Genomic DNA, 14,975 nt, shown 5'->3' with positions numbered 1-14,975 from the left:
TTTTGGAGGTAAAATTATGAAAATAATCATTATTGGCTCTGTTGCAGCTGGTACATCTGTTGCAGCAAAGGCTCGTAGAAATGATGAAAATGCAGAAATTACATTATACAATGCAGACTATGACATCTCTTATTCTATTTGTGGGATTCCTTACTTTTTAGGTGGCGAAGTAGATGAGGTAGATACATTAACACCAAGGAGCGCTCCTTGGTTTAAAGTACGCTACAATGTTGATATTCATACACGTCATGAGGTTACATCAATTGATCCAGAAAAGAAAACAGTTACGGTTAAAGATTTAGGTACCAATGAGATAAAAGAAGACAATTATGACACGTTAGTATTCGCAACAGGAGCGAGTCCAACAACACCAGCTATTACAGGTGTTGATCAGGACCATGTCTTCCATGTGCGCACGATTCAACATGCGATTGCGATTGATAAATATCTGAATGCTAAGAAACCAAAAAAGGCTACCATTATTGGTGCTGGCTTTATTGGACTTGAGATGGCAGAGCAGTTATCGCATAAAGGATTAGAAGTAACCATAATCCAACGTGGTAATCAAATTATGCCACACTTGGATAAAGATATGGCAATTAGAGTAGAAGAGCATTTGCGAAAACAAAACGTGACCTTATTGTTAAATGAAGAAGCTGCTTCAATTTCAGAGAAGACGGTTGAAACTAAAAATGGTAATGTAATTGATTCAGATATTGTATTTCTAGCAACAGGTGTAAAACCAAACACGAGTCTTGCTGAAGATATTGGGGTTGAATTAGGTAGCTGTGGCGCGATTAAAGTGAATAATAGAATGCAAACGAGCCTGCCAGATATTTATGCTGTAGGTGACGTGGCAGAAAGCTTTTCTATTGTTACTGGAAAGTCAATTTATCGACCACTAGGATCTACTGCAAATAAAATGGGCCGTATTGCAGGTGATGTGATAACTGGTGGAGATTTAGAACATCGCGGTATTTTGGGTACAGGAATTTTACGAGTGTTTGATCTGGCTGTAGGCTATACTGGATTAAGTGAAAAAGAAGCGGTAGCAGAAGGTTATGATGTAGAAGTTCTTCATAATATTAAACCATCAAGAGCAGATTATCTTGGAGGGAAAGAATTAGTCATTAAAGCAATTGCTGATAGAGAAACAAGTCGGATTTTAGGTGTACAAATTGTCGGGCAAGATGGAGTCGATAAGCGACTAGATGTTTTTGTAACAGCTATTTCCTTTAAAGCAAAAGCGGAAGACTTATTTCATCTAGACCTAGCATACGCACCACCATTTAGTACAACAAAAGATCCTGTTATGTATACAGGAATGGCACTACAAAATGCGATTGATAAGAAAAATAAATTGATTACGCCACAAGAAATAATAGATAGAATAGATAGCGGAGAAGCATTGCAAATTATTGATACACGCGCAACAAAGCAATACGAGGCGGCTCATGTGGATGGAGCAATTAATATTCCATTAGCAAAATTACGTGAAGAAGCTAAGGGTCTTGATACTAATATCCCTACAGTAACGTATTGTAATAAGGGTGTTACAGGCAATGCAGCTCAAAACGTGTTGATCAATATGGGCTTTAAAGAAGTGTTTAATCTTTCTGGCGGGAATAAGAATTATCAGAGTTTTACTAAGGGAAGATAATAGTTTTGGTGAAAGATTTTTATTTAAAAGTAGGGAGAAAGGTTTATGTCTCCCTGCTTTTTTGTATTGATTATATTTCAGAAAGAAAGGTAAGAAGTGGGGAACAAACGCTCACATAAGTCGATTCGTTAAAGATACCTTTATGGCCATCCTTTAGAGATAACCATCAGTGAGGTATAAGAAAGTACATCACTGATGGAAGCTTCACCTTATACCATTGTCTTCCATTTAAATTTCTTATTCAAAAATATAACTAATTACATTTAAAGCTTGATCTAAAGTTTCTACAGTGACATTTGCTTTGTTCGATAGTTCTTTTAAGGGATGGACTAACGATTCAGGCCTAATAATAATGACCGGTTTATCCATAGCAATTGCAGTACTTGCATCCATTGCAGTATTCCATTGTTTATACTTTTCGCCAAATAATGCAATGACAATATCTGCTTTCTGCATTAATACCTGAGTTCTGAAATTATTTATATCTGATGCTGCGTCATCTTTATATAAGTCGCCGGGTTGTTTTCCTAAAATTTCTTCACCAATTTGATCGGATCGCTCATGGTTTGTCTGTGGTCCTACAAATACTAATGAAAGATTCTTTTCCTTCGCCTTTTTAGAAAATTCATCTCTCCAATCATCGTGAATTTGTCCAGCTAAATATACTGTTAATTCCATTATAATCCCTCCAAAGATAACTGTATTCTATCTTTATTATATTAAAACAAATAAAAATTTTAAAGAAATAGGCTGTTTTTTCTTGTCCTCAACATAAGGACGTAAGTTTTCCCGCTAATATAGAAGGATTTTTATTTTTCTTGTCGAAAAAGTAGCTATCCGAACTATATGTATCATAAGAGGATTTCTGTAATACATAAAGTGTAAATCGTTTTACTAATTAGGAAGTGGGGAAGTCTATGAATAAATTATATATCAAACAAAAAGTTTTTAGCTTGGGTGGAAATTTTACAGTTAAGGACGAAAGTGAACAAGATAAATATGTAATAGAAGGAAGCTTTCTATCTATACCAAAGACCTTTACAATCAAAGACACTGCTGAAAATGAAATCGGTACAATAACAAAGAAGGTATTTAGTTTTTTGCCTAAATTTTTTGTTGAGGTACATGGGGAAGAAGTAGTTACGATTCAAAAGGAGTTTTCGTTTTTTAAATCACGCTATCATATAGATGGGCGGGGAATAGAAGTACAAGGTGATTGGTGGGACAAAAATTTTGAGGTAGTAAGCCATGGGGAAGTAGTTGGTCAAGTAAACGAAAAGTGGTTTACATGGGGTGATACATATGAAGTGATCGTTAAAGATGAGTCACTAGAACATATTATTATTTCTTTAGTTGTCGCGATTGATTTTGTTAAACAGCAAGAAAATTCCGCAGCAGCAAATGCAGGTAATTAGATTATAACAGAAGTAAGAGACAATACTATTGGGTAAATTCACTTATGAAAGAATTAATTAGGACTCACTCTGTGAATAGTTTGAAAGGAAGGAGATTATAAATGGATGAGCTAATTAGTTTTAATCGGACAGATTATCCATTTCAATTGTTCTCTCTTTCCCATATTAGTATAGTACTCTTAACATTGTCTTTGATAGGATGGATGTATTTTTATAGAGAGAGCATAAAAGAAAAGTACAAGAAGCATATCAAGAATACTTTGTTTATGTCTTTAATAGCTGGAGAGATTTTCTTTCAATTATGGTATCTATTTCACGGTAGATGGAGTCTGACTATCAATTTGCCATTGCAATTGAGTTCAATCTCATTATATTTATGTGTAATTATGTTACTAACAAAAAATTATAAAGTGTTTGAAGTAGCTTTTTTTGTAAGTTTGACAGGCGCATTTATTGCTATAATTACTCCAGAACTTTTTTTCGGTTTTCCACATATAAGATTCTTTCAATTTTTTATCGTCCATATAGCCATCGTACTTTCCTGTTTTTATATGGTATGGATCGAAGGGTATAAACCCACTGTCAAATCCGTTATTAAAGCATTTATTGTTCTTAATATAATAGCAGTATTTGTATTTATTATTAATCAAATAATTGGTTCCAATTATATGTTCTTATCAAAAAAGCCTAGTAATGTAAGTGTAATTGACTTTTTAGGGTCTTATCCATGGTATATCTTATCTCTCGAAGTTGTTGCTTTAACGCTATTTATTTTTTTATACCTTGCCGTAATCAAATTTACCGAAAAGGATAATAGTTAACCTTATGTGCACTATCAACTGATAGAATTAAGTAATTTATGTTTATTTTAGAAAGGATATGTAAACGATATGCTTCTAATCTGACTTTTGAAGACGTACTTTAAAATGCTTCTGTTCCTAATTTAATTGAATATGATAATCTATTTTTTGCTCAACAATATACTTAAAATCTTCTATATCATAAAATGGATATATTAATTGTCTAGGAATTTCTAAAATGTGCTGAGAAGGCTCAGCATAACCAGGATCAACAGTAAATGCCATCTCGATATTTAAATCCTTTAAAATCTTTAAAGTAGAGGTGGTATATTCACCAAAAGGTGGTGCGAATGCCGTTGATCGTCCTAACCATTTATTCGCTTTAACAAGGTCTTTTTTTATCTTATCTCGACTATATACAACTAAGAAAGACTTTCCGTTCTTATTTCTATGATGAAGAGAGTGTGTATGATTTCCATAATCAAAAACATCTGCGGCTTTCACAACTTCATCAATACTTGCATATTGCAGATATGATGAGTCATACTTGACCGTTCTATTTGTAATTAGTTCGGTAATTATAAAGTGAACAGCATAAAATCCATGCTTTTGTAAAACGGGATAAGCAAATTTAAATACATTTTTATAACCGTCATCGAATGTGATCAAAACACTTTTTGGTGGTACCTTCATTTTATTGGTCATAAAAAGTTCAAATTCTTTTAATGATAAAATAGTAAAGTTTTGTTGCTTTAAGTACTTCATTTGATCTGAAAATTCTTCAAGCGTTACAACCATATCAACAAGCTCACCGGTATCTGTGAAATGCTGTTTTTTTAATTGACTTTCAGGAATAATTTGATGGTACATTAGAACAGTTACTTTCTCTGCATGCTCATCGATATTGCTAAAATTCCGATTTGCCGAAATTCGAACAGTGTTGGTTTCACTTAATGCTTCCTTTGCCGGAACGGGCGGTAGAGCAAAGTCGAGAACGTAATCGTAAAGTAAGTAACAAAGAGGACCAAAAATAATTAGGAAGGAAAGGGTATACAACAGGTTGGATCTTAGATGTTTTTTCATTTTATCTCCCCTAAAGATTATCTCTAACGGTCTATATTTACATTTGTATTTGGCTTAAATAAAATCGGCTGACCAATTCTTTCTGAACGACTCCAACCATCTTTATCAAAAAAGTAGAGAATAGTTCCAATTATAACAAAAAATAATCCGGTTATTCTAAAGAACATAACTTCGATAGGGAGAAATAATAATATCGAAATGTAGTCTCTGAAACCATAAAAGTGTCCAAATCTTCTTGAAACTATTAATGTAGCAATATTTTGCATAATCGCCAACACAATTGACATTGTTAATAGAATTAAGGATAGGATTAAATTGTTCATTGTAATAATTACGATAATTGGAACCATTAGGGCTGGATATGCAGAAATGGTTCCAAGTAAAAGAGAGTCTAGAAGTAGATAGGTAGATACCCTGAAATTCATCTTTCGGTAAAATGACTTCGTGTAAGTAAAGATACAATCAACGAATGCTTTTTGCCAACGAATACGCTGCTTATATAAGTTTTTAAAACTTGCTGGACATTCAGTATAACAAACTGCTTCAGGAACAAAGACAATACGTTTTCCCTTCAAACCTTTGCCTATTAGTTCTTGAATTCGGAGAGTAATATCCATATCTTCACCAACAGTTAATCTGTAGCCATTTGCCTGAATTAGTACACTTCTTCTAAAGGCCCCAAAGGCTCCAGCTATAACCGTAATAGATCCAAATTTCGATTGTGTTGTTTTATGCAAATAAAATGCGGTCAAATATTGAATAACTTGATAACGAATCAGACCAGATATTTTGTAGTGGGGGATCAATTTATTATCAGTACGTTTGAATCCTTGCACGATATTCACTAATCCACCAGCAGCTACAATAGATTCATCCGAAAAAGATAGATTCATTTCGTTTAGTGAATTTGGTTCAAGAATACTATCAGCGTCCAAAGTAATTATGATTTCATTCTCTGCAAAGTTTATACCTGTATTGAGGGCATCAGCTTTTCCACCATTCTCTTTATCAATCACCCAAATATAAGGGTATTTTTCTGAATGGTAAACATCTTTGACTTGCTTATGATTAAGTATTTCTTTTTTCACCTTTTCAGTCTTTATAAGCATAAGGTGAGTATCAAATGTATCGAGCGAGTTATCAGTGGAACCATCATTTATAAATAGGATCTCTAGCTCTTTATAATTTACATTTAAAATGCCATTAAGACAGTTTTCAATGACAAGTGTCTCATTATAAGAGGGTATTAATATGCTAAAGCCTTTTTCTTTTGTTGGATATACTTTGCTTTGTTTTGTACTTGTATATAGTGGGATGAAAATGTAAAGAGTGTGGAATAAAACAAAAAGGAAAAATAGAAACAACGTGATAGTCAGTATCATAGAAGCTGCCTCCATTTTTAGATTATTTATTAATGTATTAGCTTTATTAAGGTCATAACTTTATTGTTATTAATTCTTATTCTAATTACTTTTTTGCTTAAATACCCTAACATAATCTATTTCAAAATTCTTAGGAAATACCGTTTTATGGTCTGGTGATCCAGGCCAATTCCCACCAACTGCGGTATTTAGGTATAAGTACATTCTCTCACTTGGAATGTACGCATTTGTTTTAAACCTTTTTTTATCATCAATAAACCATGTAATAGAATCTGGCGTCCATTCAACGCTAAAAATATGAAAGCCTTTTGAGAAATCTTCCCCTTTATAGGAACCAGCGTCTTTTTTTAAAGTACCGTCCTTTTCTAACCAATGTAAAACCATCCAAACTTCCTGAGGTCTATGACCAAGCATTTCCATAATATCAATTTCTGGTAGCCAAATATTTTCTTTATTTGTCAACATCCAAAATGCTGGGAATATTCCTTGGCCGTCCGGAAGTTTTGCTCTCATTTCCACTTTTCCATATAAAAAGTCAAATTTATCTTTGGTATGAACAGCTGCTGATGTGTAATCTCTACCTTTAAATTTCTCTTTTTTGCTGATTAATTTTAAAAAACCATTTTCAACTTTTACATTCTCAGGTGAATAATATTGCAGCTCATTGTTTTTTTCCGCCGCCCAATCCTCTGTGAGCCATTTGCTGTGATCTAGTAATTTACCTTCAAATTCATCGTGCCAAATTAACTGCCATTTATCTCGCTCGAAATTTGAAATATCATTAGAATTACCTATTTTATAAGCGTCATTATCAATGCGTAACTCGCTAATACTTCTAGGTGTTACATTATGATTTGGGAAATTTAAGGGTTCTATATAAGAAAGGTTATAAGAAAAGGCAAGGATTAAAATAACTGAAATAAAACACAAGATGAAAAAAGATGTGCAAAAAACTCTCATCATTATTGGTTTCCCTCTCCAAGTTGAGTGTTTTACTTTACTATTACTAATGTTTATGTGACAAAAACAATAATATAACAAATAAAAATATTATTTTTTACTTACTGTGTAGTTAACTTAACCTGTTGCGTCTTCTAGGTTTTATGGGGGGAATTGCATAGTGGAGAGCTTTTCTTATATAGAGGCATAGATTAAATTAGAAGGGTTGTAGAAAATCAATTCTAATTTTCAAATAAGAAACTTACTGATTTATACAATAAACTAGAAACTCGTATTAAAATTTGAAGATTATATATAATTTTAATGTATAAGTGGAGTATTATAGAGAAGTGAACAACATACACCTGGCAAAGTTACAGCTACGGGTAGGTTTAATGACACTGGTAAAATAGATGGCTTTGGACATTTAAGAGTTAATATTATTGAAGAATTAGTATATTAAATCATCAGTATTAAAAACGGCATCTAGTACTATACGATAAACGTTTGTTTATCTGTTTAGTCCCAGATGCCGAAAATTAGTTACACTATTTTTTCATTCATTGCATCATCCATCACGTCATATCTTCCGATTAGGATTTGTTTATATACCTCGTCTTTGATTTGCTTTATTGTTACTGGGTGGATAAGTTTATATATACTAATTTTTAAATAAGAATTCTCATCAATTTTTTCTTCTTCCATTAATACGTCAAGAGAAGGAAGTCGGAAGTCATTGATAGTTAAGTATGCTAATAGAAGATCATGCTTATCTTGTTGCTCAACATAGATTTTAATCCCCTTTAGTTGTTGAAAAAGGATAGAGTCATAATCATATTCGATCAGTATATTTTCCTTTCTTGCACTTTTTAACGCTGTTATATTGCTTGGCAAAGTATAAAAGTAACTAATTTGTTCGAATGAATAATTTAACTCAGCTATATTTATATCTAAACGTTTCATGATTTTTCTTGCTTGTAATTTAATATCAAGTAGATAAAAATAACGACTAGTCATTAGAATTGTTAAAACAAAAATACATAAAACGAATGCCATAATCAATTCATTCATTTAAATCAGCTCCGTATAAGATTTTACATTATTTCTTCCAAAAACTTTTGCTTCATATAATACTTGATCAGCTGTTTCTATAAGTTTATTTGTAGTGACAGTCTTTAGATTAGCCGTTGATGCAACACCCAAACTAACAGTTAACATACCAAAAGGTTGTTTGTCACCGCCTTGGAATTTTTCTTCTTGGATATTAACTCTAATTCGTTCTGCGATGGCAGTTGCTTCAGGTTCATTCGTCTTTGGAAGTAAGATAACAAATTCTTCTCCACCAAACCGGAATGCGTAATCATCTTTTCTTACTGATTTCTCAATTATTTGAGCTACTTGAATTAGCGCTTGATTTCCTTGTAAGTGACCATTTGTATCATTGAAATTCTTAAAGTAATCAATATCTAACATAATAAGAGATAATGCCTCTTTCCTTGCTGTAGCAATGTACTTTTCTGAGATGGTTTGAAAAGCACGTTGGTTTAGTAATCCAGTTAAGCCATCTTTCCATGCCATATTCTCTACTTGTTTATACAGATGTGACTGCTGAATAGCAATTGCAGCTTGGTTTGCCATGGGAATCACACTGTCGATTGCTTCGGAAGTAATAGGCTTCTTGTTAACAGGATTATCAATGATTAAAACACCAACTTTTACCCCTTGAGTAATAAGAGGGAAGACAGCAAACTCTTCCATATTGAAAAGTCTTGCAAATAAGGATTGAATCTCATCACTTTTATCTATTTCATTCATAATGTAAGGCATTTCATTTTCTAAAGCATTAAAAAGGAAGTTACCTTTCTCTAGTTTAATATCTAATTCTTTTATTAGTTTATTTAACTGTGGATCGATTTGATCATCCTCATCTTGCATCTCAATTAAATCTATTAGTCTATATCTATTTTTAGTTATTAACTCCCAGGCTACGAATCCTTCATCTGCAGTCATTGGACCTACACCCAATTTCCCTTGAACTCTTGTACCATCGTTTATTACCAATAATATCATTGCACGATTAAATCCAAGTCCATGTCCAGCAGTTACAGATGTAACAATAATTTTCAAGATGCGTTCTAGTTCGTATGTCCGCTGCATCATAATACTTACTTCTCTATAGACATTTAATTCCTTTGAATTCTTAACTAGCAGTTTTTTATAGAGTTCCTGCTCGTTTTTTCTTTTATTGATAAAAATAGTGAAGAAACGTGTACCTATACTTAGTACTATAAAGGTAAAAAGTAAAAATAAGTTAAACTTAGTTGTAAATAAAGCTAAATAAATAGCAACAACACCACTTATAATCAAACCTACATAGATTTGAAAAGAGAATGTTGAGATAATAATTAGTGAAATAATGGTAAGTATAGAAGTAACTTCAAAAAAATATTCCTGTAATACGATTAATAAAGAAAAGGACATGATTAAAAACAGTTTGTTTAATCTTGTTGTAACTTTAAAGCGTATATAGTTAACAAAAACTGCAAGAAAAATAGAAAATCCAATAAATATTAAAAAGAAAGTTTCAGTAGACAAAAATACATCTCCTTAATCGTATATAAAAATAATTATGAAACTATTTTATCATATAATAAGTAATAGTTTCATAATTTGTATCGAATATAGCATATATAATACTATATTTGTTCTATAAAACATGAGAGGTTTTTTATTAACAAAATTTTCCCGGTTGAAACGTAGAATAACCGTATCCAAATTGAGTGGGATACGGTTATTCATCAGAAGAGTTGATAATCATTTATATAGCATTATTTAATTTTAAACTGATCAAAAAACCTCAACTGGAGTTTGTCTTGTTGGCCAAAAATAGCCTATCACCGCTCCAACTAATGCTGGTAAAATCCAACCAAGTCCAATGTCATAGAATGGTAGATAATGAAAGTAGAATTCACTTATTGATTCAATTACTGAAACTGTTACTTGTGGTAAACTACTAGCTAAAGCATTGTAACCGTCGATAATGCTAATGAAGAACGTGAAAGACATGGACACTGTATAAACACTCTTTTTATTTCCAAATAAATAAGAGGAGATTCCCAATAAGATAAGAACAATTGCTAATGGGTATAAGAACATTAATACCGGAATGGCAAATTGAATAATGTTATTTAATCCAAAGTTTGCAATCATAAATGATAAAAGACATAGAATAAGCACAAATTTTCTATAACTAATTTTCGGATATGTTTCATGGAAAAATTCGCTACAAGCGGTAATGAGACCAATGCTTGTTTTCAAACAAGCCAAAACAACAATAATTGCAAATAGAATAGCTCCAAAGGATCCGAAATAGTGTTGAGCTACTTCAGCAAATATCAGTCCTCCGTTATCAGGTGTACCAATTATAGATACACTTGATGCTCCCATAAACGCAATAAGACCATAGATTAATGCCATTAACCCCATTGCAAAAATACCTGATTTCCATGTTGCACTAGTGATCCCTTTTTTATCGGTAATCCCTCTTTGCTTAATTGCGTTTATCACGACAATACCGAATGCAAGGGAACCAAGTGCATCCATCGTGTTATATCCCTCTTTAAAACCAGTCATAAATGCAAAATTTGCGTAATCACCTAAAGGATTGCCAAAGCTTCCCATTGGCCTGAAAATAGCAACTATAATTAAGAAAAATAAGAAAAACAAAAAAGCGGGTGTTAAATATTTACCAATATAATCTGCAATTTTCGCAGGGTTTAATGAGAAATAATAGACAACGGCAAAAAATATAAAGCTAAAAATGGCTAGCCATAAACCGATTTGTGATGGATCAATAAATGGTTCAAAGCCAACAACAAAAGGTACGCTAGCTGTACGTGGAATAGCAAAGAATGGGCCAATGGTTAAATATAGAGCCAGACTAAAGACGAGCCCAAACATTGGGTGGACTCGACTCGCCAAATCACGTAATCCATTACTTCCAGACAAGCCAATAGCCAATATTCCCAAAAAGGGTAAACCAATTGTGGTTACTAAAAATCCAATTAAGGCTGCCCAAAAGTTTGTACCAGCGAGCTGACCGAGCTGTATTGGGAAAATCAGATTACCTGCACCGAAGTACATTCCAAACAGCATTGTGCCAATGACTGCATAAGTTGAAAAAGTTGTTCTTTGTTGCATCTTGATTGCTCCTTCTAGTTGAATAAATATTATTTAATTATCATTTTCGTTTAAAAGTAACTTCTAAGAAAACTCTTATGACATTACATAGAACTTTTTAAACAATCTTCTTTTAGACAATAAAAATAATACTAACAATAATATAAGAAAGGCACAATAGATTTTATGAAAATTGAAGCAGGGAAATAAAGTATGCATAACTAACTGATGCTAGGCTACTGATCACCTAACCTAGTATCAGTTAGTAATTTAACTATTTAGGAATAACCTCAAATGCCAGGAACTGTGTTACTTCTGATGAATTGAAATTATTATCAGAAACGAGTACGAGACTTTCATGACCATTTTTTAGTTTTGGTCCCCAAGACATACCTTCAATATTATCTATTGTTGGTAGATCAAGGGTGTTAAGGTCGAGTACAAGCTTTTTGCATATAGGTGTGAAACTCCCGGATTTTAGCGAATTAAGTTGGCTGATATTTGAAGCGCTGCTTGTGTCACCTTTGTATATGGATACGTAGTTAAAGTAACTGTCATCTTTCATTTGAACACCTGCGCGTTCAAGTATTAATAGTTCATGATTATTAATTGCAAGTATCTCTGAAACGCCATTCCCTGCAGCTTTATCTTTATCTGGTTTAGCTGGAATTTCCGAAACAGGATAAGCATATTCAGCAAGTATCTCTCCTTGACGGTCATATTTTATTATCCTTATATAACTTCCATGAGTAGTGGAAGACACATCACCGTCTTGGTAGATCGGAGCTTCTGTTGTTGTATAGTAGAAATCGCCATTCGGTGTAAAGGTACTACCCTCAAATGCAAGGTTGTGACGAAATCCTACATTAGGTTTAGAACCGATTTTAAATTGATCTGGCAGCTTTAAATCAGATAGGTATTGTCCATTTAGTTTTGCATGGCGAATAAAAGACATAAGACCAATTTTTCGGTCTCCTTCACTGGTATACCAAATTGTATTTGTATTAGGGTCAAAACGTATTGATTCAAAATCGGGAACGATCCCGGTTTGTTTCTTATCATGTTGTGTACTACTTGGATATGTAGTACCATCAGTTTGCTTTAAATGGGTGACATCTTTAAAGGTAACTTCATAAAAATTATGGCTATCATATTCTAGTTCAGCTGTATAAAAGCATGCAGTTGCCCGCCCTGAAGAATCATCACTAATTAATATCCATTTTTCTGTTTGCGGATTGTAATCTATCCCTGAAAAGCCACCAACAGCAATTTCACCCAATGTAGTATCATTCGGAATGCGTTTTTCACCGATGAAAGCTAATTGACTAACAGTGTGACTTTCAGTGATTTTATTAATAAGGTTTTCGTGATTAGACTGCTTTTTTACAACCTTACCTTTTTTAGATATAAATCGAGAAAGTAATAATACAACAGCAATCATACCAAACTTAAAAAGTCTTAATTTCATTTTGTTGTTTCCTCCTTAATTATGAAGGTAATTTCGTGTAAACGGAATTTTTAGTTTACTCATTTTTTGCTATTCTATTTTAAAATTGCGATCAGTTATATATTTTGTAGCACTACCTAATTTATTATTTGTGTCTTGTTAGTAATTTCACTCGATCAAAAATTTTTATGTAACAGACAAAATAATTGTTGAATACTGTTGAAAGATGTTGGAAGTTGATGTAATATCAGGAAAGTGCATTATTACACAAATGTAACATGATTAAATATATAATCTATTAACAATCTTACTTATAACTAGTGTTTAGTTAAATAACAAAAGCTTTTAGAGTCGAGAGGGAGAAGTATTATGGGGATACGAATGAAACTTATATTATTTGTAACAATTTCTTTTTTATTAGGGACTTCTGCGATAGGAGTTTATTCTGTATGGCAAGTTGAATCAAAAACAATTGAAGCAGCGCAAGAAAAATTAGAATCAGACTTAGAACTAGGTCGTGCTTTAATAGATGAAAGGTTTCCTGGTGATTGGTCCATTAGAGATGGAGTACTTTTTAAAGGAAATGAAAAAATGGAAGAAAATTTTGCAATTGTTGATCAGATTGGTGAACTAACAGGCGATACCGTTACAATATTTAAAGGGGACACAAGAGTCTCAACAAATGTTTTAGAAGATGATGGTACAAGAGCAGTGAATACTACAGTTAGTGAGGAAATAGTCAAAGAGGTTTTAGAAAACGGTAATACATATATTGGAGAAGCTAATGTAGTTGGTACAATCAACCAAACAGCATATGAACCAATAATGGACAGCGAAGAGAACATAATAGGTATTTGGTATGTAGGTGTGCCAAATACGCCATATGAAATGATAGCAAAAGAGTTAACATTTAGTTTAATTATGTTTATTGTTATTGAATTAATAATAGGTATTTCTCTAATTTGGATAGTTGCTACTAGAGCTATAAAGCCATTGCAACGTACTAAAGATGTAGCAAAAGAGATTGCAGCAGGGAATTTAATAGTTGACCCAATTAATATTAAGTCAAAAGATGAAATTGGACAGCTTGGTGAAGCAATAAATAATATGGTAGGATCTTTAAAAGGCATGATAATTAATATAAATCAAACAGTAGACAATCTTTCAACTTCTGCAAAAGAAATTTCAGAGAGTGCAGATCAGACTGCTGTTTCTGCTGAGCAAGTAACAACATCGATTCAAAAAGTTACAGAAGGTGTAGAAAGTCAAAAAAATAGTACAGAAGAGTCTTCAAAATTAACCGATGAAAATGCTAACAACATTAAAAAGATAGCTGATGCATCATCAACTGTATCTGAATCTTCTAATCAAACATTAAAACAAGCAGAGCAAGGCTATACACTAATAAATCAAACTGTTGAACAAATGAGTAAAGTAGATGATTCTGTACAACATTCTATTACTACAATTAGTAGTCTTGAAGCCCATTCTAAAGAGATTACTAAAATCTTGTCTCTAATAAGTGACATTGCAGAGCAGACAAATTTGCTTGCCTTAAATGCAGCAATTGAAGCGGCAAGAGCTGGAGAACATGGAAAAGGGTTTGCAGTTGTTGCTGAAGAAGTTAGAAAACTAGCTGAGCAAACAACTACATCAACAAGCGAAGTAACTAATTTAATCAGTGAAATTCAACATTATTCAACAAGTTCAGTAGAATCAATGGATTTGGTTAATAAAGAAGTAACAAAGGGTATTAATTTTGTAAGTCAGTCAGGTGAGAAGTTTAATGATATTTTAGATTTAAATAAATCTTTAAATAGCCGGATACAAGAAATTTCTAATACATCTGAGCAACTGTCGTCAAGCTCTATGCAAGTGGCAGCGTCAATTGAAGAAATTGCTGTTATTGCTCAAGCTACTACAAGTGATATCTCAAATGTAGCAGCTTCCTCTGAGGAACAACTTGCAACTATGGAAGAATTAAATGCTTTGTCAGACTCTTTAGCAGATGCATCTCAAGTGCTTAAAGAAGTAGTGAAACAATTTAGGGTATAATAACAAGAATTAATC

At 32.7% G+C, this 14,975-nt stretch carries 12 protein-coding genes; 4 read left to right on the top strand and 8 right to left on the bottom strand.

Annotated features, from left to right (window positions below):
* Positions 1–16: 16 nt before the first annotated feature.
* On the top strand, positions 17–1,660 hold the full coding sequence (locus D2K40_RS01655; protein ID WP_117152308.1) for an FAD-dependent oxidoreductase: 1,644 nt from the start codon (positions 17–19) through the stop codon (positions 1,658–1,660).
* A gap of 237 nt (positions 1,661–1,897) precedes the next feature.
* On the opposite strand, the gene D2K40_RS01650 is transcribed toward D2K40_RS01655, so the two are convergent.
* Positions 1,898–2,338 carry a YtoQ family protein gene (locus tag D2K40_RS01650; protein WP_117152306.1) on the bottom strand — a complete coding sequence of 147 codons (441 nt, stop codon included), beginning with the start codon at positions 2,336–2,338 and terminating at the stop codon, positions 1,898–1,900.
* A 239-nt stretch (positions 2,339–2,577) separates the two neighbouring features.
* Here D2K40_RS01650 and D2K40_RS01645 point away from each other — a divergent pair, with 239 nt between their 5' ends.
* A complete protein-coding gene (locus D2K40_RS01645; RefSeq protein WP_117152304.1) occupies positions 2,578–3,075 on the top strand; it encodes an LURP-one-related/scramblase family protein in 498 nt (165 codons plus the stop codon).
* 101 nt (positions 3,076–3,176) lie between these two features.
* Positions 3,177–3,896, top strand: coding sequence for a YwaF family protein (locus D2K40_RS01640; protein ID WP_117152302.1), 720 nt, complete (start codon positions 3,177–3,179; stop codon positions 3,894–3,896).
* A 117-nt stretch (positions 3,897–4,013) separates the two neighbouring features.
* Here D2K40_RS01640 and D2K40_RS01635 read toward each other — a convergent pair whose 3' ends face one another.
* From D2K40_RS01635 to D2K40_RS01605, 7 genes are all read right to left on the bottom strand, one after another.
* Entirely contained in the window at positions 4,014–4,958 is a 945-nt protein-coding gene (locus tag D2K40_RS01635) for a polysaccharide deacetylase family protein (protein ID WP_117152300.1), read from the bottom strand.
* Between the two features lie 23 nt (positions 4,959–4,981).
* Positions 4,982–6,340 carry a glycosyltransferase family 2 protein gene (locus tag D2K40_RS01630; protein ID WP_117152298.1) on the bottom strand — a complete coding sequence of 453 codons (1,359 nt, stop codon included), beginning with the start codon at positions 6,338–6,340 and terminating at the stop codon, positions 4,982–4,984.
* Between the two features lie 81 nt (positions 6,341–6,421).
* Positions 6,422–7,381 (bottom strand): glycoside hydrolase family 16 protein, encoded by a 960-nt coding sequence (locus D2K40_RS01625; RefSeq protein WP_476704035.1) that lies wholly within the window; start codon positions 7,379–7,381, stop codon positions 6,422–6,424.
* 441 nt (positions 7,382–7,822) lie between these two features.
* Positions 7,823–8,350, bottom strand: coding sequence for a hypothetical protein (locus tag D2K40_RS01620; RefSeq protein ID WP_117152295.1), 528 nt, complete (start codon positions 8,348–8,350; stop codon positions 7,823–7,825).
* Positions 8,351–9,874, bottom strand: coding sequence for a sensor domain-containing diguanylate cyclase (locus D2K40_RS01615; RefSeq protein ID WP_117152293.1), 1,524 nt, complete (start codon positions 9,872–9,874; stop codon positions 8,351–8,353).
* A gap of 252 nt (positions 9,875–10,126) precedes the next feature.
* The gene (gene brnQ / locus D2K40_RS01610) at positions 10,127–11,479 is read right to left on the bottom strand and encodes a branched-chain amino acid transport system II carrier protein (protein ID WP_117152291.1); all 1,353 of its coding nucleotides are present in this window, start codon (positions 11,477–11,479) and stop codon (positions 10,127–10,129) included.
* A gap of 253 nt (positions 11,480–11,732) precedes the next feature.
* Positions 11,733–12,926, bottom strand: coding sequence for an esterase-like activity of phytase family protein (locus D2K40_RS01605; protein ID WP_117152289.1), 1,194 nt, complete (start codon positions 12,924–12,926; stop codon positions 11,733–11,735).
* Positions 12,927–13,274: 348 nt separating this feature from the next.
* Here D2K40_RS01605 and D2K40_RS01600 point away from each other — a divergent pair, with 348 nt between their 5' ends.
* Entirely contained in the window at positions 13,275–14,960 is a 1,686-nt protein-coding gene (locus tag D2K40_RS01600) for a methyl-accepting chemotaxis protein (RefSeq protein WP_117152287.1), read from the top strand.
* The last annotated feature ends 15 nt before the right edge of the window (positions 14,961–14,975 follow it).

Origin of the sequence: Paraliobacillus quinghaiensis (assembly GCF_003426025.1) — a bacterium.
Taxonomy (GTDB): Bacteria; Bacillota; Bacilli; order Bacillales; family Amphibacillaceae; genus Paraliobacillus_A; species Paraliobacillus_A quinghaiensis.
This window is presented reverse-complemented; position numbering and strand designations above follow the sequence as displayed.